A 19,002-nucleotide genomic window follows, 5' to 3' on the forward strand; every position below is an offset into this window, starting at 1 on the left:
GGGCGTTTCACTTACGTCGATCCACTCATAAGGGCTTCCCGGCCGGGTTTATCCGGAGCCTCTGCAGCCGAAGGACCGGGCGCCGCGTTCTCGTCACTACCGATTAGCAAGCCCCCGTGCCGTATCGAGATCGGAAGGTGAGCTGTTGTATTTCGCTCATTGTATGCACCCGAGGATATCTCTAAAGGCCGCATGGATGTTTGTCCCGCTAGCTGCAAGTATGCGCGAAGTGGTGTTCAGTTCGCCAATATAATATTCCGGACGACACCATCGCGTTTTCAGATGGCCGCGTCCCATGAGGAACTGCCGCTGCTTCGACGCTCGCAAGGACGTCGGGAATGAAGCACTACGCCGCGTCGCGAGAACGACGCTCACCGTTGCCTCGTAAGTTGGTTCATGGGATGTACAGCGAGGTTGGGAGGGTACGACGCCGGCTGAAGGTCCGCGACGCTGTTCAAGCTCCGCAAGGCTGACGTTGCCCAATTCCGGATACGGAAAACAGAGATCGCAAAGCTCAACAGCGTGTCGCTGTCGGCGCTGAGTTCGGTCAGAAGCCAGTTCGCCGCCCCGGGCGGATCGAATAATTTCACGACCGGGATATGGGCGGTTTCGGTGTCGGCTGCGCCATTGGCGAGAAGCCGTAAACGGAGTTCGTCGGTGATCAGCATGGATGTGTTGCATTTGATTACTGGCGCAACGGGCTGAAAAACCTCGAAACCAGCGAACGAAACAGGCGTTTCGCGATAGGCCGAACTCCTACACGCGTTTCCGCAATGCATTTAGGCGCTTGTAATCCTCGATGATATCGGCAGAGAAATGAGCGAGCTGAACGGCATCGCCCCAATCCGGGACGTGATATTGGCTGATTTCTCTATCGTCTATCCGCCTATACGCCTATACGCAGTGCCGGCCCCAGCCGCCAGCCGTCGAAGATGCGACTAATCGCGTGCAAGCCATGTTGGGTGCCCTGACACCAAGGTACGTGCGCCTCAGTCGCGTCCACCCCCATTCACAAAACCGGCTCCGTGGAGTACGGGGAACGCAGAGAAATCTCCGGTCGCAGCCTTACCCGGTCAAAACAAGGACTCAAACCATGAATGCCCTCGTCATCTGCTCCGGCGGATTGGACTCTGTTTCGCTCGCTCACAAGGTGGCGACCGAGCAGAAACTCATTGGCCTGCTTTCGTTCGATTACGGCCAGAGGCACAAAAAGGAACTCGGCTTCGCCTTTATCTGCGCCAAGCGGCTGGGTGTTCCGCACCAGATCGTCGATATCCGCGATGTCGGCCGGAACCTGAGCGGCTCGGCGCTGACCGATGATGTGGACGTGCCCGACGGGCACTATGCCGAAGACTCCATGAGGATCACGGTGGTGCCGAACAGGAACGCCATCATGCTGGCTATCGCGTTCGCGGTTGCCGCCGCGCAGAAGGCCGATGCGGTGGCCACTGCCGTCCACGGCGGAGATCATTTCATCTATCCCGATTGCCGGCCCGCTTTTATCGACGCGTTTCAGACGATGCAGAACCATGCGCTCGCAGGCTATGCCGATATCCGCCTTTACGCTCCCTATGTGAATATGTCGAAGGCCGACATCGTCAGCGAGGGGGCAAAGTACGCCACACCGTTCGAGGCGACGTGGTCCTGCTACAAGGGCGGCGCACGTCATTGCGGTCGCTGTGGGACATGCGTCGATCGGCGCGAAGCATTCGATCTGGCCGGCATTGCCGACCCGACAGATTATGAGGACGCGGACTTCTGGCTGCACGCTATCCAGACAAGGAGCGCGTGATGTTCCGCATTACCAAAGAGTTCCACTTCTCGGCCTCGCATCAGCTCACCTCCTTGCCACCAGATCATCAGTGCGCGCGTCTACACGGCCACAACTACATCGTCGTGGTGGAGCTTTCAGGTGGCGAACTGAACGAACATGGCTTTGTGCGCGACTACCACGACCTGGCGGCGCTCAAACACTACATCGATGGGACGTTCGACCATCGGCATCTTAACGACGTTCTGGGGCATGACCGTGTCACAGCGGAATGTCTGGCCAGGCACTTCTACGACTGGTGCAAGGTGCGGCTACCACAAACCTCCGCCGTGCGGGTGAGCGAGACGCCGAAAACCTGGGCGGAATACCGGCCATGACTTGCGCGTTGCATCCCGGAATCCGCGTCAGCGAGATTTTTGGGCCGACCATTCAGGGTGAAGGTATGCTGATCGGCTTGCCCACGGTGTTCGTAAGAACGGGCGGGTGCGATTATCGCTGTTCCTGGTGCGACAGCCTGCATGCGGTGGACAGTCGCTTCCGCCATGATTGGGAGATGATGTCAACCGATGCGGTCTGGCAAAAGGTCATTGCGCTTTCCCGCGGTCAGCCCGTGATGGTGTCGCTATCGGGCGGCAATCCGGCCATCCAGCCGCTTGGACCGCTAATCGACCGCGGGCATGGTGAGGGCTACCGCTTTGCATTGGAAACCCAAGGCTCGGTGTCCAAGCAATGGTTCGCGGATCTCGACGTGCTGGTGCTCAGCCCCAAGCCGCCCTCAAGCGAAATGACGACGGATTGGGCCGCGTTCGACGCCTGCGTCGAGGCGGCGCAGGATAAGCCGCAGATGACGCTCAAGCTCGTCGTCTTCGACGATGATGACTATGCCTATGCCAAAGACGCCGCGGCGCGCTACCCGCGATTACCCGTCTATCTCCAGCCTGGCAATCACACGCCGCCGCGTCCCGGTAACGAAGACGTGCTGATCGACATGGCCGGTGTGATGAAACGCATGGAATGGCTGGTCGAAAAAGTGACCCGTGACAGGTGGTTCGAGGCGCGTGTACTGCCGCAGCTTCATGTTCTGCTCTGGGGAAACAAACGGGGCGTCTAGCCCACGCCGATGACGTAGACGGACATCCAGTTGTCGGCAGCAACGTCGGCCAAGAAAGCCCGAAAATGCCGTGCTGGAAAAGGTTTCGAATCCGCATGCTGGCTCGCCTATCGCCGGTGCTTCGCGCTCCTCCAGGCGTGACTTGCTCTCGGTACGTGCGCGCGCTTCCCCAGGGTTGATTGGTCGCCGATCGCCGCCTCGGGCCAAGCCTCCGGCCGAATGCGCTTGACAAGATAGCGCCGGCTCGTTCAATTCGGAGCATTCACCAGGGGAGTCCCGGCAAGGGGCTGAGATACTGCTGGCTTTCGCGGCGCAGTGACCCGTTGAACCTGATCCAGTTCATACTGGCGTAGGGACGGTGCAAGCGCTTGCGGGAGTTTACGCCCGAGGTCCTGTTTCGGCAGGTCGAGCAAAGCGTCTTTTCATCCTTCCGGCACAGAACTGGGTCTCCAATGCACGAGCAAAGGAGCCTCAAGATGAATGCCCTCACCCCCGCCGTGTCGACGGGACCACTGCCCGCCTCACGCAAGATCCACAAGTCTGGCGTCCTCTATCCGCACATCAAAGTGCCGATGCGCGAAATCTCCGTCCATCCGACAGCCGGGGAGCCGCCTGTCACCGTCTACGATCCGTCAGGCCCCTATACCGACCCGACTGTCGAAACCAGCATCGACAAGGGCCTTGCCCGGCTTCGCCACGAATGGGTCGCGGCGCGCGGCGATGTCGAAGCCTATGACGGCCGCCATGTCCAGCCCGAAGACAATGGATTTGTCACGGGTGAGCGCCTGACGCCGGAATTTCCCTTACGCAACCGGCCGCTCAGGGCCAAGGCCGGCAAGGCGGTGACACAGCTCGCCTATGCGCGTGCCGGCATCATCACGCCCGAAATGGAGTTCGTCGCCATCCGCGAGAACCTCGGACGCGAGAGCCTGTGCGGCAAGCTGCATCGCGACGGCGAAAGCTTCGGCGCGGCGCTTCCTGATTTCGTCACGCCGGAATTCGTGCGCGAGGAGGTGGCGCGCGGACGGGCGATCATTCCCGCAAACATCAATCATCCCGAGAGCGAGCCGATGATCATCGGCCGCAATTTCCTGGTGAAGATCAACGCCAATATCGGCAATTCAGCGGTCACATCGTCGATGGCCGAGGAGGTCGAAAAAATGGTCTGGGCGATCCGCTGGGGCGCCGATACGGTGATGGATCTGTCGACCGGCCGCAACATTCACAACATCCGCGACTGGATCGTGCGCAATTCACCGGTGCCGATTGGCACCGTGCCGCTTTACCAGGCGCTCGAGAAGGTCGGCAGCGTCGCCGAGGATCTGACCTGGGAGGTCTATCGCGACACGCTGATCGAACAGGCCGAACAAGGCGTCGACTATTTCACCATCCATGCGGGCGTGCGGCTGCACTACATCCCGCTGACCGTCGACCGGGTCACTGGCATCGTCTCGCGCGGCGGCTCTATCATGGCCAAATGGTGCCTCCACCATCACCGGGAAAGCTTCCTTTACGAGCATTTCGCGGAAATCTGCGACATCTGCCGTGCCTATGATGTGTCCTTTTCCCTCGGCGACGGCCTTCGTCCCGGCTCGATCGCCGATGCCAACGACGCGGCGCAATTCGCCGAGTTGGAAACGCTCGGCGAGCTGACGAAGATCGCCTGGGCAAAGGACTGCCAGGTGATGATCGAGGGGCCCGGCCACGTGCCGATGCACAAGATCAAGGAGAACATGGACAAGCAGCTCGCTGTGTGCGGCGAGGCGCCGTTCTATACGCTTGGGCCGCTGACGACCGACATCGCGCCGGGCTATGACCACATCACCTCAGGTATCGGCGCGGCGATGATCGGGTGGTTCGGCACGGCCATGCTCTGCTACGTCACGCCCAAGGAGCATCTCGGCCTTCCCGATCGCAACGACGTCAAGATTGGCGTGATCACCTACAAGATCGCCGCCCATGCCGCCGACCTGGCGAAGGGCCATCCGGCCGCGAAAGTCAGGGATGATGCCCTTTCCCGCGCGCGCTTCGAGTTCCGCTGGGAGGACCAGTTCAACCTGTCTCTCGACCCCGAAACCGCGCGGTCCTTCCACGACCAGACCTTGCCTAAGGAGGCGCACAAGCTGGCGCATTTCTGCTCGATGTGCGGGCCGAAATTCTGTTCCATGCGTATCTCTCACGACATCCGCGCCGAGGCACAGAAAGAGGGCATGGCGGCAATGGCCGCGAAATACCGCGAGGGCGGCGATCTCTACCTGCCGGTAGACGAGACCGACGCACCGCTCATGCCAGAGGCGCCGGAACCGTCATGAGGGTGTTGATCAAAGGGGCCGGCGTCGCCGGCCTCACCGCCGCCTTCGAGCTCGCCGCCCGCGGCGCGACAGTCACAGTCGCCGAGACCCGGCATGGCATCGGTGGCAACGCATCGTGGTTCGCCGGCGGCATGCTGGCGCCATGGTGCGAGCGTGAAAGCGCTGAGCAGCCGGTGTTGGACCTGGGCCGCGACGCTGCCAACTGGTGGAACGAGGTACTGCCCGGCCAGGTGACACGGGCCGGAACACTGGTTGTTGCTGCACCGCGCGATGCGGGCGAGCTTGACCGGTTCGCCAGCCGCACGTCCGGCCATCGGCGTGTCGATGAAGATGAGATTGCGCTCCTGGAACCCGACCTCGCCGGCCGCTTCCGGCGCGGACTGTTATTCCCCGATGAGGCTCATCTCGACCCGCGCCACGCGATGGGGGCACTTCATGACAGGCTCGCTGCCATGGGTGTCGAATTCCGCTTCGGCGCCGATGCCCGGCACATTTCCGGTTTCGATCGCCGGATCGACTGCACGGGGATGGCGGCAGAAGACGACGGCCTGCGCGGCGTTCGCGGCGAGATGCTGATCCTGCGCACGCCGGACATTTCGCTGTCACGCCCGGTCCGGCTGCTTCATCCGCGCTTTCCGCTCTACGTGGTGCCGCGTACCGATCACCGTTTCATGGTTGGCGCGACGATGATCGAAAGCCAGTCCACAGGACCGGTCACGGCGCGTTCGATGATGGAGCTTTTGGGCGCGGCCTATGCTCTCCATCCGGCCTTCGGCGAGGCTGGCATCATTGAGACCGGCGCCGGCGTCCGTCCGGCCTTTCCCGACAACCTGCCGCGTGTCGAGGCATGTGGAAGCACCGTCGCGATCAACGGGCTCTATCGCCATGGTTTTCTTCTCGCCCCCGCCATGGCGCGCCAGGCGGCCGACCTGGTTTTCAATCAAGGAACCAAGGAGCTTGCGCATGAAACTGATGGTCAACGGCGAAGTGCATGAGGTTGCCGCCACCACACTGGCCGAGCTGCTTGCCGCGCTCGACTATGAGGGCGATTGGCTGGCAACGGCCGTCAACAACGATCTCGTGCACAAAGCCAACCGCGCGGAATTCCAGTTGAGCGACGGCGACCGGATCGAAATCCTCTCACCCATGCAGGGCGGTTGACCATGTTCGATCTCCTTGGAACGACGCTCCCTTCCCACCTGCTTCTCGGTACCGCTCAATATCCTTCGCCGGCCATCCTTGCCGATGCGGTCAAGGCGTCGGGCACGTCGGTGATGACCGTCTCGTTGCGGCGTGAGATGGCGGGCGGTAGGGCCGGCGAACAATTCTGGTCGTTGATCCGCTCGCTCGGCGTCAGAATCCTGCCCAACACTGCTGGCTGTCACTCCGTCAAGGAAGCGGTCACGACCGCGAAAATGGCGCGCGAGGTCTTCGGCACCAACTGGATCAAGCTCGAAGTGATCGGCAACCACGATACGCTGCAGCCGGACGTGTTCGGCCTGGTCGAATCCGCCCGCATCCTGTGCGAGGACGGTTTTGCGGTATTTCCCTACACCACCGACGACCTTGTTGTCGCCGAGCGGCTGCTGGAGGCGGGCTGCAAGGTCTTGATGCCGTGGTGCGCACCGATCGGTTCCGCGCTCGGGCCGGTCAACATCATGGCGTTGCGCTCGATGCGCGGACATTTCCCCGATGTCCCACTGATTGTGGATGCGGGGCTCGGACGGCCGTCGCATGCGGCAACCGTCATGGAGCTCGGCTTTGACGCCGTGCTCCTGAACACGGCGGTCGCCAGGGCGGCTGATCCGGTCGGCATGGCGCGTGCGTTCGGCAAGGCAGTCGAGGCCGGTCGTGAAGCTTTCAACTCGGGAATGCTCGAACCGCGCGACGTCGCCTTGCCATCTACGCCGACAATTGGCAGGGCAGTTTTTTCATGAAGCTCGATCCCTTCTACCTGATCGTCGACAGCGCTGCCTGGATCGAGCGGCTGGTGCCACTCGGCGTCAGGCTGGTTCAGCTCCGCATCAAGACCATGGATCAGGCCGGGTTGCGCACCGAAATCCGCAAGGCAAAGGCCTTGTGCTCCCAGCACCACTGCCAGCTCATCGTCAACGACCACTGGCGCCTGGCAATCGAGGAAGGCTGCGACTTCGTCCACCTCGGCCAGGAGGATTTGCAGACCGCCGACCGTTCGCGGATTCGGGCAGCCGGCGTGAGGCTCGGACTGAGCACCCATGATGATATCGAACTGGAAACGGCCATGGCCGCCGAGCCCGACTACATCGCGCTCGGCCCCATCTACCCGACCATCCTGAAGCAGATGAAATGGGCGCCGCAAGGACTCGAACGGATCGGCGAGTGGAAGCGCCGGGTCGCACCGATTCCCCTGGTCGCCATTGGTGGTCTCAACCCGGACCGGCTCAACGGTGTCTTTGCGGCTGGCGCGGACAGCGCGGCGGTGGTGACCGACATCACGCTGAACGACGACCCCGAAGCGCGCACGCGGGAATGGATCGAAAAGACAGGCCGATGGCGCTGAGGCGAGACCCTTATGTGCTCGTCGTCGGTGGCTCGGACTCCAGCGGCGGAGCCGGAATTGCGCGTGACATCGAGACGATCTCATCGATTGGCGTGCGAACCTGCCTTGCTGTCGCCGCGCTGACGGTGCAGACGCACGAAGCCGTCATGGAAATCCATCCTTCGCAGCCCGATCTTGTGGCCGATCAGATGCGCGCCGCGCTGCAGGCCAACGAGGTGGCGGCCATTAAGATCGGCATGCTCGCAACGGCTGAGATCGTTGTTGCCGTTGCCGCCGCGCTGCGCGAAAATCCGCACGTGCCGGCGATACTCGACCCGATGCTGGCCTCCACGTCAGGCCGGCCGCTCCTGGGAGCCGGCGCCGTCGCGATCATGAAGCGTGATCTGATGCCGCTTTGCCGTCTCGTCACACCCAATCTCATCGAGCTGGCGCTCCTTGTTGTCTCGGAACTGGCGGTCGATGAGGACAGCGCGGTCAGGCAGGGCAAGGAACTGCTGGCCGCGGATGCGCAGGCCATTCTGATCAAGGGCGGCCATGCATCGGGACCTCGATCAACCGATATTCTGTTGCGCTCCGATCACGAACCAGTCCGCTTCGACATGCCCCGCCTTGCCGCATCGATGCGCGGGACGGGTTGCATGCTGGCCAGTGCGATTGCGGCACATCTGGCGAAAGGGAGATCACTCGAAGACGGCGTGCGCGACGGCAAGCTGTTTGTGTTCGAGAAGCTGCAAGCCGAAAACAGCGAGTGACCGTTTTGCGGCGGTTTGCCGATCGCGCCGTAATGGCTGACTAGCGACCTCCCTCCTCCAAAGAAAGCGAGCCGAGGGGGCCCCCCAAGGAGCGAAAGAACTCGCGTTTCCTTTTTTCGCGGTCCGCTGAAAAGTCTTCAGCCTAAACATGACTATTGTGGTTTGCCTGTCGTATTTCCGAACGCCATTGCACGGTAGAGTGACCGAACCTCATCGCGTGCGTGGCACGGAAGGCCAGGAGGCCGTCGTACAAGCTGAGGCACTACAAGACGGCACAGACTGTCGCGCTCTTCAAAGAAGAATATTCTCCAGGGGGATCGTCATCAACGATCCGGCGGTCGGGAGGCCCGCCCGGCAAAAAGAGGGCGATGGCTATGATATGGTTGGGGACGAGATGGCATGGTTTGCGTCATGCACCTCCAAAATGGCAGGCCGGTGCCGGTACCGAGACGCCGTCGCGAGATTTTCGCGGCCGTGGTGGCTTCGCCGTCTGTCGTCCGCAGGGCGATGTGCGTAGCAGATGAGTGTGCACCTGCCAGCGAAAGGGCATAGCGGCCTCCGCAAAACGGCGGCGGCTATAAAAGCGCAATCGATGCGAATTTCGTGATGACCACCGTCCTGTCTTCAGTGCGATTTTGAGGAAAGCCGCCACTTCCGCGCGTGCCCTCAGACTGCTCGTCGGTAAGTCCACAGCTGTGCGGGCGGGATGTTGCGGACCACGAAATCATAGTGTGACACGACATAGCGGTCGGGCATTTTTAACACCGGCGACAAAGGTCCGTAGGTAATTTGAATCACCGGTCTGCCAGCGGGTATTCGGGCCAGCAAATCCTCAAGCAGGCCTACACGCTGTTCCATCGGAAAGCTCAGCAACGGCACCGCACTTATCACACAGTCAAACTGCTCCCCTCTCCGCTCGGCCAGCACTTCCTCCAGCGCGAACGCATCGCCTAGTCGAAAATCCACGCCCGGAAAGCCTCGCGTCAGGCGCTGATAGAAATCCTTGGAATATTCGACCGAAACCAGCTGATGCGGCTTGATGCCTCTTTCCAGGATTGCCTTGGTGATGACGCCAGTTCCTGCGCCAAGTTCAAGAACCGGCAATCCGGATGCCGGGTTAATCACGCTTGCCATACGACGCGCGGCATGAACGGACGTTGGCATCAGCGCGCCCACTCGTTTCTTGTCCTTCTGCCAGCCCTTGAAGAATTGTACTTCTTCTTCAAATTTTCTTCCGAGGCGCTCCTTCAATCGAAAGACCATATCCACTCCCTGCTACTGCCATTTGTCTGGGTCATTTTGACGACGCACGTTTGTCCAAGCCTTGCGGCTGCTCAATCATGCGGCATTGGCTGCCGCGAGCAGCTCGCCTTTGCGCCGCCCGGGCAGAACTCCGAAATTATCGATAAGCCGCGTTCCGCCGAGCCGGGCAGCGACGATCAGGCGGGCCGGTCGGTCCGCGGCGGATAGTGGCGACAAGTCATGGTCTGCTGCTCGTAGCTCGAGATACTCGACTTCGTCGTAACCGGCAGCGAGGATCGCTTGCCTGGCCTCGGCAAGCACAAGGTCCGCCGGCGCTCCCGCCGACAGCCGCTCGGCCGAAGCCGAGAGGACTTCGGCGAGCTTTGGCGCTGCCAGGCGCTGTGCGGTCGAGAGCCTGACGTTGCGCGACGACATCGCCAGGCCGTCGGCTTCACGCACCGTTGGACAGGCTAATATCTCGATCGGAATGTCGAGATCGCGGACGAGCCGGCGAATGACGTGCAGTTGCTGGAAATCCTTCTCGCCGAAGAAAGCGAGATCAGCACGCGTCTGGAGAAAGAGCTTGGCGACGACGGTTGCCACGCCGTCGAAATGGCCGGGTCGAAACGCGCCGCACAGGCCCCTGCTCACCCCACTCACCGAGATCGTAGTGGCGAAACCTTCCGGATACATGTCCGCCGCGTTCGGCGCGTAGAGCAGATGAGCGCCGAGCGGCGCGAGCCTGGCGGCATCGTCATGCTCAGTGCGCGGGTAGGCCGCGAGATCGGCCGCGCTGTTGAACTGTTTCGGGTTGACGAACAGCGTCACGATAACCCGGTCGGCCTTGGCAAGCGCGGCACGCACCAGGCTCAGATGGCCTTCATGCAAGGCACCCATAGTCGGCACGACAGCGACCTTCAGGCCATTCTGACGCCATCCGGCCACAGCCATGCGCAATTCGGCGACGGTTCGTGCGATCGGAATGCTCATGCGCCTTCTCCACCATTGACCGTCCTTGGCGCATCGCCGAACAGAAGCTCGGCCGCTGGAAAGCGGCGGTCGCGCACTTCCTGCGCATAGGCGGCAATCGCCGCCTCGGCGATCTCACCGAGTTCGGCATAGCGCTTGACGAATTTGGGCCGGAAGTCGCCGAAGATGCCCAACATGTCGTCGACGACGAGAATCTGCCCGTCACAGGTCGCCGAGGCGCCGATACCGATCGTCGGGATCGCTACCTCTGCGGTGATCCGGCGGGCGAGCGCCTCCGGGACCTTCTCCAGCACCACCGCGAATGCCCCCGCTTCGCTCACAGCAAGCGCGTCGGCCCCGACGCGCTCGGCATCACCGCCCCTGCCCTGGACGCGGTAGCCGCCGAAGGTATTGACCGCCTGCGGCGTCAAGCCGACATGGCCCATGACAGGGATGCCGCGTGCAACCAGGAAGCGGATCGTCTCCGCCATTGCCTCGCCACCTTCGAGCTTGACCGCCGCGCAGCCGGTTTTCGCCATGACGCGAGCCGCATTGCGGAAGGCCTGCTCGGGGCTTTCTTCATAGGAGCCGAATGGCATGTCGACGACCATCAGCGCCTGCTCCAGGCCGCGTCGCACGGCCTGACCGTGCATGGCCATCATCTCAAGCGTCACGCCCAGCGTCGACGGTAAGCCGTGGAGCACCATGCCGACGCTGTCGCCAACGAGAACAATGTCACAATGCCGATCAACGAGCTTTGCGATCGGCGTGGTATAGGCCGTCAGGCAGACGAGCGGAGTGCCACCCTTCCGGGAACGGATATCCGGCGGTGTGATCGCCTTGGTGTTAGCAACCGCACTCAAGAGGGCTCCTTCCCCAACGTTACCAACCATGGGGCCGCGTTTGGCACATTTTTGTGCAGGTGCGAAGAGCTAAATTCTCAAATGCGAGTGTGTGACGCGCCGACAGTCCTCATCAGAATAAACTAAATCGGTTCAGCTGCTTAACCATCGCTCCCTTGCCCAACCAGCCCAGGTTCATGGCTTTCGGCAAAGCCAACCAGGTAAGGCAGACCGGGAGCCAAAGCCAACCACGTCAAAGCGGACCTGATCACCGTCGTGGCCACCACGAAGGTGAGCTAGGCGTCCTCACCATGGGGCAGGCGAATGCTTTGCCGTCCGAGCGCGCTCGCTCCGGTCTGCTTCTGGTGCAGCTGCGATCTCCGCTCGGGGTGGTCCACGAAGCGGCGAAGAAGACCGCCTACCGGGACTACGTGTCCTCCTCCGCATCCCTTGTGGTGCTGGCTTGCAGTGTCTTGGGCGTTTCGCGGGCCCGCGAGGATCGCCGTAGAAGCGCCTCTGCATCCAGCCCACTAGAATAAATCTGCGTCAGCACAGACTCGGCAGCACTGGCCCTATGGTAGGTACAGCCCACCAATTCACGCCCTCCGAGTTTGGCAGGTTTGCTAGTTAAACGATCCCAGACGGTCCACTGCGCATTTGACTCTTTCTCGCAATAGAAACGAGATTCAGCATTATCCTTCGTTTGGATAGAGCGGTCGAATAATACTTCTTGGTTCACTACCGTATCCAAATTGAAATGGCGCTGACAACCAGATAACAACTTTCAAAGTCCCTTCCTTGACCGAGATCAAAATGTTTCTGGCAACCATTTAAGCGCAAACCAACTGAGCCCCGGCTTGTGTCGGTCCCCGTGCATGAGTTTGAAGTTCCACATCGTCCCAAGACGCCGAACCGGGGGCTAGGGAACCTGGATATATCGACGTGTGACGAATATTCCCGTGGATTTCCAGACGGTTCCAGTGTGGCGTCCAGAATTATCTGCCTCTCTCCGGAATTAAGCCGAGGTTAGAGGATCGTGTGCGGTATTGTGCGCCCGGTCAAACCGTGTCGATTTGCGGCGTGGCCGAGGTGTCTCACGCTAGGCGGCGTCGCACGCTGGTCCCGATTGTCGCCCGAATATCTGCTTACTGGCGACAGTGAATGCCCAGAGCTGGACCTTTGTCGATAGGGCGGCTCCGGTTTACCAATCCTGTCGTCCTGGGTTGACCAATCCGTTGTCGACCGTGAGCGGGTTTACCAATAAGGGCGGCTATATTCTGCGCAAATCCAATCACTTAATGCCAATCCAGAATTAACTGTCATTAAGGCCATTGGTAAACTCGGTCTGAGGATCGGAAACCCCTACCCACAGCCAGAAAACGCTCCTGTTTTCAATCGCATAGCCCGCCCGCCAGCAACCCACAATTCCGGACTGGTAAACCCCGTGAAATGCCCAATAATTCCGGACGTCACACCAGGCTGCCAATTATGCGACTTTCGAGGCACAAAAGGCGAACATTCAGAGTGCGTTGTCAATAGCCCTGCCCATTCCGCAGTTCGGCGAGCATTAGCAATAGCTGGAACGGGCCGCTATCGGACTGGCAGCTTTTCGGGCAGCTATGGCACAATGTTGCCGTTCAATTCGTCTCATGTCGGACAGCAGCTTCCGCTATGGCGGATCGTTCCGGAGATCCTTGATTGCCTTCTTCACCTGATGTCTCCAGGGATCCGGAAGCGAGTTCGCCTCGCGCTCGATCGAGTTGATGGCACGAAATCCGTCGTCTCGCTTCGCAATGCTCCTGATGATCCGACCAGCATCGCCGGCACGGGCCGCTGCCAGCGCGATGTCCCTTGGCCGCCAGTTCGAGTTCAGGAACGATCGCGCGAGCTCGTGCCGCGCAACCTTGCAGCGATCCCAATCCACGAACGGGAACACGTAGGAGAGGAAATCTGGAAGGCTTTCCTTCTGGAGTTCGCGATACACGGAGGGGAATGCGGAGGCGATGATGGGAGACGCCGCCTCCGCCTTCACGTTGGTCGCGAATGAGAGCAGTTTCGACGAAGCCAGTAGGAAACCGCGGTGATTGACTGGATCCGAATCCCATAGCAAGCGGCCAACAGCCTCTCCTCCCTGATAGGACAGGTCAAGCGTCCTCCTACTGACCACCGTGTCGGCAAGCGCGATCGGGTTCTCGAGAAACTTTGCACGCACCGATGGAGGTGACCCGTCGAACAGCATTAGGTTGCTGCTCGCCAACTCCGCCGGCACACCTTGGCCGGCGCCAATCTTCAGAACGCGCGCGCCGTCAAGCTGCGCTGCGGCGCGATTGAGCAGGGTCGAGACTATACGCTCTCGCTCGGCCACGAGCTTCTTGGGAAGCGCCGCCTCCAGTCCGGAAACGGCGATCGACCCCGCTCTCGGGCCATCGATGCGAGGTAGAATCCGCATAACGAGCTCAATGTGATCCGCAGGCTGCAGCCGGACATTCTCGACGATGCGGGCCAATACTTCGGTCGCAGAGGGCAAATCCCCGGCCAGCACAAGCACGTCCGAAAGCATGCCCGGTTGTCCGAAGATGGACCGCAATTGCTCGTTCGATGCGCTTGTGAGCACGTCCGCGAGCAGCATTGGGCGACGTGCATCTGCCTTCTCCATCGTGTCGAGTATCCAGCGAACGTCCGCGACGCTCGACCCGAGGAGCTGGCGCAGCATCGAGTTCGAGGCCTGCGACTGGCGTGCCTTTGCGGCCACGTCCCGCAAAGCGGTCGCTCCGCCTTCTCGCTGCGCAGCATCCACGAGCACGCTGTTCAAAGCGACGGCCGTGAGGTGATTAGCGTTTCTCAGCCGTTCCGCCTCGATCACGATCGTGGGTGCGCCGGCGTTCGCCAGCAGTGCGCCGAGCACCCCTGCGTGTCGGTCGTCGACGAGCTGCGGCAAGATGCGCTTGCGTGCCTCCGCAATTTCGTCCCCGTTGGCGCCGCCGATACTCACTACCAGTGACGGCTCGACACCATAGTCATCTTCCAGGAGCCGGACGATCAGTTCCGGCGCCGCCAGCACCGTTCGTAGCAGGGCATCTCCCGAGAGACTAGTCAGGCTACTCGCTACGCGCTCGAATGCGTCTGCCTTCGCAACGCCCGCGGCGATTCCGCTGAGGAGGAATTCGCCGCCGTCCTTTAGCAAATGAGGAATGGCCTCTACCGCCTCGATCGGATGCCGCTGCGCGAGCGCCACCGTCGAGGATCTCACAGAGCGAATCAGGGATAGGCGCCAGCGTGTCTCGCCGAGTTTCCCGATCAGTACTTGGAGAAACCGCCAGGCCTCGGATGGTGCCATAGCGGACACCGCCGTCGTCGCAGCCCTTGCCAGGACTGGCGCGAGCTCGGTAATGAGCTCAGACCGACGCGACATCCTGGTATTCGCGATATCGAGCAGGCCGAGCGCCGCGTGCGGCTCCGATCCCACCTTGTCGGCAAGCTCACCCCACAATAGCGACAGACGAAGCGCCTCCTCGCTTCCCTTCTCGTCTTCCGCCATCTCCCCGAACGTATCAAGCGCCGAAAGCGAGGGGTATGGTGCCCGGAAGACCTCCTCCGCGATCCTCGAGGACCACCGATGCCGCAACGGGCCTGCCCGAATACCATCGACGCGTCGTCCCTTCCAGTCTGAGAAGCGCGACCGCGCTTCGACGGGGGCGAACACTAGGTCGAAGCTCTTCTTGGAGATCGTCCGGGGGGAATTGCAGAAGGTCGACACGGTGAAGCGGCGGCGCATCGAGGGCCAGATCGCAGTCAGGATCCGCAGCGCGATGAGCTCGGCCGATTTGGAGCCGAATACGGCTACCGACACTGAGTGCTCGAGAAAAAGGGCTTCCAAGAGCTCGGCTCCGGCTGTTTCCACGGGCGGCGACGGCTTTGCGGGACCCGGTTCGACCGAGAGCCTCTTCATTTTTTGGGTCGGCCCGGCGTCGGTGGCCAGCGCTACCAATGCCGACGGATCCGCAACAGAGGTCCATTCTGCCATCGGGATCAAAAGCGACCGGGTGCGGACGCACCCAGCCCGTGGCGCCTCCCGATCATGCCAGGTCCTGGCGACCACATAATGCGATCCACTCGGCAGTGGGTAACACGTGATATACGGGGGAATCTTCTCGCCGGGCGCGATTGGGCCGGCGATGTCTGACAGACGATCGACGAGATCCTGATCTCGGGGAGGCAGCGTGATGGATCCGGACAGCAGCTCGTGCCCGTGATTGTATCCATGCAGCTGCTGATCGACGATCATCCGCCTACCCTCGGTCCCCGAGTGCCCACGCGAGCGGCAGCGTTACGTCAGGGTCCTCCACCACGACACCCTCACGCATGACCGCCGTGTAGCCGACCTCCGAAAGGTCACGCTTCTTCAGCGAATCGCGGAAGTGCCTGTTGGCAGTGCCTCGCAGGTTGCCGCCCACGATGGACATTCCGAAAACCTCGACGTCGAGACGACCTGGAGTCTTCAGCCTACCAGCGAACATCGGGAATTGGTCCTCGAGATAGCTCATAGGACCGGCCGCTTTAGCCTCGGTGTCGAGCATGTCCCACGCCGTCACCACGATTGCCAAGCGCGGCTTCGCGCCGTCCGGCCAGTCTGCCAGCGTGAGCGTGAGATAGCGGACAAGTTCGCAGAATCCTACCTGCGCGGGGAGGCCGTCCTTCTTGATGACCACCTCCTCCGATTCCTGCTCTCCCGCATCAGTCCCAAGGGTGTCGGCGTCACCCCCGCCGCCATGCAGATGCTCGACCTGGGCCTCGGCATGCTGCGCTTGAATTGGCTCGACGGCAACATCCCCGTCGGCCGCTGCCGCGGCGTGAGCCGGAATCGGATTCCCGTGCTCGTCCTCGTCGTCTCCGTAGCCGTCATCTTCCTCGTCGTCGTCGTCCTCGTCGCTGTGCCCCATGAGCAGGTCACGCGCGGTCACCCAATCCATCGGCTGGAGGTTCAGCTTCGAGTGCGCGCGCACGAAGAGGATCGCGGACGACGAGGCCGCGAGCGCATCCAGCCATCCCTGCGGTAGCTCGTAGGAATTGATCGCGCGCCTCCAGAGCTCGCCGGTGATGTCCGGGACGGTGATGTCCCGCTCCGGACCCGCGCCGTCATTCCCACGCACCTTGACGACGAAGTCGCGGCGCCCACTTTCCTCCATATTGCGCTCGGACCTCGGCGCGAACTTGCGCGCGAGCAGGTGCTGGACCGCCTCGTTCACGTATTCGATGTTCTTGGGGAGCTTCTGCGCACGCAGCCGGCCTTTCCTTGCCATGAAGGCGAGCCAAAGCCGGGCGATATAATTCGTCTTGCCGGACGCTGGACCACCGACGAGCATGATCGAGCCCTTGTTCATGGTTGCCTCCGAAACGCCGCTAACTGCCTACCACCGTCGTTACGATCGGTCTCCGGCCAGAACTCTGGCGGGCTGGGCCGCGCCGCCAGGGAATGGGCAAATAGCTTCGGAATACCGTGGCCAGGGTCCATCTCCTCGTTCCAGGAGAAGGACGCGATGGGTACTGTTTCCAAATCGAAGCCGAAGCCAGCCCCGCAAGCGGCCAGACGATCGGCCTCGTCCTGTGGAAACGGCTGCTTGTCCTGCCAGGTCGGGACGACGATGATCCGAGGACGACGATTTCCAAGCAGATTCGCCAGACGCTCTATCAAGAGGGTCGCACGGTAGCGTGCGTTGGCGACCCGCCCATCATCCGCGAACTGCCGGCCATCGACCATCAGCCAGATCACACTGGCCGCGCCGAGAAAGTTCAGGCGGTCCTCGTCCGTGCGGTCGATCAACGCACGGGACCACTCGCCCGGAAGATCAGGGAGCAGGATGTCGAAGAGGCGATCGTCAGAGTTCCGACGTAGCCGGAGATGGAGGAAGCCGGCCTCACGGTCATTCGAAAGGGTCGTGTGGCTTGTGATCTGCTCAGGCGGATTGCCCCTGTCCCACGTCCTGCTCGCCCTCGCTATCTCCTCGAACGCGCGAAGTGTATCGCTGTCTGCATAGGAGAATCCTTCGAACTGCCCTTGGGCGAGCATCAGGTAGGCACTGACAAGCGCCGCCGTCTTGCCCGCGCCCGCAAGGCCGACAATGCCGACGAGGCAGGTTGGCCGATCCTCCATCATCGCATTGGCCTGCTGAATCCCGAGCGTGCGGCTTGCTGGAAAAGTGGGCAGGTCATCATCGGGCGCTGATAGGACGGCGCCGCCTAGGCCGGTCGCGATGCTACCGTCCGCCCCCTCATTGGCCTCTTCAACCTCGGCCTCGTCCAGCGCCTCGTCCTCGTGATCATCGTCCTCGCCGTTCTCGATGACAGGACGATGAGAGCAATCCTCCGGCGGGTTGCCAACGACGCACGATCCGGTCGCGTTAAACGTGCAGTTCGAGTTCTCACAAGGCCCGCGCATCAAGCGGCTCCAGCAAATCGGTCTTCCATCGCCACGATCGAAGCCTCGAGCAGTGCACGCGCACCCCAGCCGCGAGCGTCGAGCTCGACGGCTATGGCAGGCTGGTGCTCGTCAGCGATGAGCGAGCAGATAAGGGGAAACACCAGCGGGAAGTCGGTTGCCCAGCCATTGACATGCGGTTCGCGCAGCTTCGTCCGCCATTCGGCGAGTGATACGATCAGGTCGGCGAGCGACATACTCTCGGAGGTGCCCACCTGACGGAGGACGGCGTGACGGAGGCCATCGCTAGGCAAGCGGCACAACATGGTCGCGCCTTCGAGGCCGCTCGCGATCGCCCGTGTAAAAGGCTCCCGATCGCCAAGCGCACAATCGAGAATCTCGCTGTAGTCCGCGGTGGCCCACCATAGGAAGTCGATCTCCTCGTGATCAAGCTCCTGGTTGGTCTTCAACGCTGCGATCACGGGCGCGGTCGCCTTCCTGTAGGCAACGTTAGCGCGGCTACCCGCCGGATCGCTGTCGGGAATCGTGAGCGTGCCGACATCGGGCACATCCACGCGCCTACGAGCGGTCTTCGCGACCCGCCCGACCCTTGTGCGACAAGCCTCGATCAGGTCCTTCCTCAGTTCCTCGAGCTTCGCGTGATCGGACTGGTCCTGCAGAGTCAGAGCCGACCAGAGCGATGCTGCTAGGGCATCCGCTGTGGTCCATCCAAAGCTTTCGTCGACCGGACCCTGCACGGCAGAGAGCGCGGCGACCGCTAGACAAACGTGCGCCTGCAGTTCCTTACCCTTCAGAACAAAGGCCGCGCTTTCGTCGCTGATGGCGGTCTCGACCTGCCGGGCAAGGCCCTCGGGAAGTTCTGTGCCACCAAATCCGCCGGCAATCACCGCGGCGAGCTCGATTGCCTTGTGGGTCGCCTTTCCCAAAATCTGCGCGCGGAGCGTCTCCACCGCCTTGTTTCGGTCTTGGACATCTTGGTTGGTCGGTTCCGCCCAAATTATCTGGGCATACTTGGCCATAATGCTCAT

General features: G+C 61.6%; 17 protein-coding genes and 1 riboswitch. Of the genes, 9 read left to right on the forward strand and 8 right to left on the reverse strand.

Going from position 1 to position 19,002, the window contains the following annotated elements; translation table 11 throughout:
* Window positions 1-371 precede the first annotated feature (371 nt).
* Window positions 372-668 carry a DUF2958 domain-containing protein gene (locus AC1RZR_RS36685; protein ID WP_481829822.1) on the reverse strand — a complete coding sequence of 99 codons (297 nt, stop codon included), beginning with the start codon at window positions 666-668 and terminating at the stop codon, window positions 372-374.
* 425 nt (window positions 669-1,093) lie between these two features.
* Here AC1RZR_RS36685 and queC point away from each other — a divergent pair, with 425 nt between their 5' ends.
* The 9 genes from queC (at window position 1,094) to AC1RZR_RS36730 (ending at window position 8,485) form a co-directional block, all read left to right on the forward strand.
* Complete coding sequence (gene queC, locus AC1RZR_RS36690) at window positions 1,094-1,792, forward strand: 7-cyano-7-deazaguanine synthase QueC (RefSeq protein ID WP_481829823.1); 699 nt, start codon at window positions 1,094-1,096, stop codon at window positions 1,790-1,792.
* Entirely contained in the window at window positions 1,792-2,148 is a 357-nt protein-coding gene (gene queD / locus AC1RZR_RS36695; protein ID WP_056567317.1) for a 6-carboxytetrahydropterin synthase QueD, read from the forward strand. The genes queC and queD overlap by 1 nt, the downstream gene beginning before the upstream one ends.
* The gene (gene queE, locus AC1RZR_RS36700; protein WP_481829824.1) at window positions 2,145-2,882 is read left to right on the forward strand and encodes a 7-carboxy-7-deazaguanine synthase QueE; all 738 of its coding nucleotides are present in this window, start codon (window positions 2,145-2,147) and stop codon (window positions 2,880-2,882) included. The genes queD and queE overlap by 4 nt, the downstream gene beginning before the upstream one ends.
* A gap of 257 nt (window positions 2,883-3,139) precedes the next feature.
* Window positions 3,140-3,256, forward strand: a riboswitch (TPP riboswitch).
* A gap of 102 nt (window positions 3,257-3,358) precedes the next feature.
* The gene (gene thiC, locus AC1RZR_RS36705) at window positions 3,359-5,194 is read left to right on the forward strand and encodes a phosphomethylpyrimidine synthase ThiC (protein WP_481829825.1); all 1,836 of its coding nucleotides are present in this window, start codon (window positions 3,359-3,361) and stop codon (window positions 5,192-5,194) included.
* A complete protein-coding gene (gene thiO, locus AC1RZR_RS36710; RefSeq protein WP_481829826.1) occupies window positions 5,191-6,189 on the forward strand; it encodes a glycine oxidase ThiO in 999 nt (332 codons plus the stop codon). Before thiC ends, thiO begins: the two co-directional genes overlap by 4 nt.
* A complete protein-coding gene (gene thiS / locus AC1RZR_RS36715) occupies window positions 6,158-6,355 on the forward strand; it encodes a sulfur carrier protein ThiS (protein WP_481829827.1) in 198 nt (65 codons plus the stop codon). The genes thiO and thiS overlap by 32 nt, the downstream gene beginning before the upstream one ends.
* A 2-nt stretch (window positions 6,356-6,357) precedes the next feature.
* Window positions 6,358-7,131, forward strand: coding sequence for a thiazole synthase (locus AC1RZR_RS36720; protein WP_481829828.1), 774 nt, complete (start codon window positions 6,358-6,360; stop codon window positions 7,129-7,131).
* A complete protein-coding gene (locus AC1RZR_RS36725) occupies window positions 7,128-7,733 on the forward strand; it encodes a thiamine phosphate synthase (RefSeq protein WP_481829829.1) in 606 nt (201 codons plus the stop codon). Before AC1RZR_RS36720 ends, AC1RZR_RS36725 begins: the two co-directional genes overlap by 4 nt.
* Window positions 7,724-8,485, forward strand: coding sequence for a hydroxymethylpyrimidine/phosphomethylpyrimidine kinase (locus tag AC1RZR_RS36730; protein ID WP_481829830.1), 762 nt, complete (start codon window positions 7,724-7,726; stop codon window positions 8,483-8,485). The genes AC1RZR_RS36725 and AC1RZR_RS36730 overlap by 10 nt, the downstream gene beginning before the upstream one ends.
* A gap of 666 nt (window positions 8,486-9,151) precedes the next feature.
* Here the strand turns inward: AC1RZR_RS36730 and pmtA are convergent.
* The 7 genes from pmtA to AC1RZR_RS36765 all read right to left on the reverse strand — a co-directional run bounded on the left by pmtA (window position 9,152) and on the right by AC1RZR_RS36765 (window position 19,002).
* The gene (gene pmtA, locus AC1RZR_RS36735) at window positions 9,152-9,748 is read right to left on the reverse strand and encodes a phospholipid N-methyltransferase PmtA (RefSeq protein ID WP_481829831.1); all 597 of its coding nucleotides are present in this window, start codon (window positions 9,746-9,748) and stop codon (window positions 9,152-9,154) included.
* Between the two features lie 75 nt (window positions 9,749-9,823).
* Complete coding sequence (panC, locus tag AC1RZR_RS36740) at window positions 9,824-10,717, reverse strand: pantoate--beta-alanine ligase (RefSeq protein ID WP_481829832.1); 894 nt, start codon at window positions 10,715-10,717, stop codon at window positions 9,824-9,826.
* Window positions 10,714-11,559: a 3-methyl-2-oxobutanoate hydroxymethyltransferase gene (panB, locus tag AC1RZR_RS36745; protein WP_481829833.1), complete on the reverse strand. Its 846-nt coding sequence runs from the start codon at window positions 11,557-11,559 to the stop codon at window positions 10,714-10,716. Before panB ends, panC begins: the two co-directional genes overlap by 4 nt.
* Window positions 11,560-13,207: 1,648 nt before the next feature.
* A complete protein-coding gene (locus tag AC1RZR_RS36750; protein ID WP_481829834.1) occupies window positions 13,208-15,823 on the reverse strand; it encodes a GAP1-N1 domain-containing protein in 2,616 nt (871 codons plus the stop codon).
* 4 nt (window positions 15,824-15,827) lie between these two features.
* Entirely contained in the window at window positions 15,828-16,919 is a 1,092-nt protein-coding gene (locus AC1RZR_RS36755) for a TRAFAC clade GTPase domain-containing protein (RefSeq protein ID WP_481829835.1), read from the reverse strand.
* Complete coding sequence (locus AC1RZR_RS36760; RefSeq protein WP_481829836.1) at window positions 16,916-17,974, reverse strand: TRAFAC clade GTPase domain-containing protein; 1,059 nt, start codon at window positions 17,972-17,974, stop codon at window positions 16,916-16,918. The genes AC1RZR_RS36755 and AC1RZR_RS36760 overlap by 4 nt, the downstream gene beginning before the upstream one ends.
* Window positions 17,974-19,002: a GTPase-associated system all-helical protein GASH gene (locus AC1RZR_RS36765; protein WP_481829837.1), complete on the reverse strand. Its 1,029-nt coding sequence runs from the start codon at window positions 19,000-19,002 to the stop codon at window positions 17,974-17,976. The genes AC1RZR_RS36760 and AC1RZR_RS36765 overlap by 1 nt, the downstream gene beginning before the upstream one ends.

This window comes from Mesorhizobium bavaricum (assembly GCF_056781655.1).

What these genes read in the sequence shown, in the direction of transcription:
- AC1RZR_RS36750 (WP_481829834.1), bottom strand. Translation starts at nt 15,823, where the DNA reads ATGATCGTCGATCAGCAGCTGCATGGATACAATCACGGGCACGAGCTG.
- AC1RZR_RS36760 (WP_481829836.1), bottom strand. Translation starts at nt 17,974, where the DNA reads ATGCGCGGGCCTTGTGAGAACTCGAACTGCACGTTTAACGCGACCGGA.
- queC (WP_481829823.1), top strand. Translation starts at nt 1,094, where the DNA reads ATGAATGCCCTCGTCATCTGCTCCGGCGGATTGGACTCTGTTTCGCTC.
- thiO (WP_481829826.1), top strand. Translation starts at nt 5,191, where the DNA reads ATGAGGGTGTTGATCAAAGGGGCCGGCGTCGCCGGCCTCACCGCCGCC.
- AC1RZR_RS36755 (WP_481829835.1), bottom strand. Translation starts at nt 16,919, where the DNA reads ATGAACAAGGGCTCGATCATGCTCGTCGGTGGTCCAGCGTCCGGCAAG.
- AC1RZR_RS36725 (WP_481829829.1), top strand. Translation starts at nt 7,128, where the DNA reads ATGAAGCTCGATCCCTTCTACCTGATCGTCGACAGCGCTGCCTGGATC.
- queD (WP_056567317.1), top strand. Translation starts at nt 1,792, where the DNA reads ATGTTCCGCATTACCAAAGAGTTCCACTTCTCGGCCTCGCATCAGCTC.
- thiS (WP_481829827.1), top strand. Translation starts at nt 6,158, where the DNA reads ATGAAACTGATGGTCAACGGCGAAGTGCATGAGGTTGCCGCCACCACA.
- pmtA (WP_481829831.1), bottom strand. Translation starts at nt 9,748, where the DNA reads ATGGTCTTTCGATTGAAGGAGCGCCTCGGAAGAAAATTTGAAGAAGAA.
- panC (WP_481829832.1), bottom strand. Translation starts at nt 10,717, where the DNA reads ATGAGCATTCCGATCGCACGAACCGTCGCCGAATTGCGCATGGCTGTG.
- AC1RZR_RS36685 (WP_481829822.1), bottom strand. Translation starts at nt 668, where the DNA reads ATGCTGATCACCGACGAACTCCGTTTACGGCTTCTCGCCAATGGCGCA.
- AC1RZR_RS36765 (WP_481829837.1), bottom strand. Translation starts at nt 19,002, where the DNA reads ATGAGCATTATGGCCAAGTATGCCCAGATAATTTGGGCGGAACCGACC.
- AC1RZR_RS36720 (WP_481829828.1), top strand. Translation starts at nt 6,358, where the DNA reads ATGTTCGATCTCCTTGGAACGACGCTCCCTTCCCACCTGCTTCTCGGT.
- queE (WP_481829824.1), top strand. Translation starts at nt 2,145, where the DNA reads ATGACTTGCGCGTTGCATCCCGGAATCCGCGTCAGCGAGATTTTTGGG.
- AC1RZR_RS36730 (WP_481829830.1), top strand. Translation starts at nt 7,724, where the DNA reads ATGGCGCTGAGGCGAGACCCTTATGTGCTCGTCGTCGGTGGCTCGGAC.
- thiC (WP_481829825.1), top strand. Translation starts at nt 3,359, where the DNA reads ATGAATGCCCTCACCCCCGCCGTGTCGACGGGACCACTGCCCGCCTCA.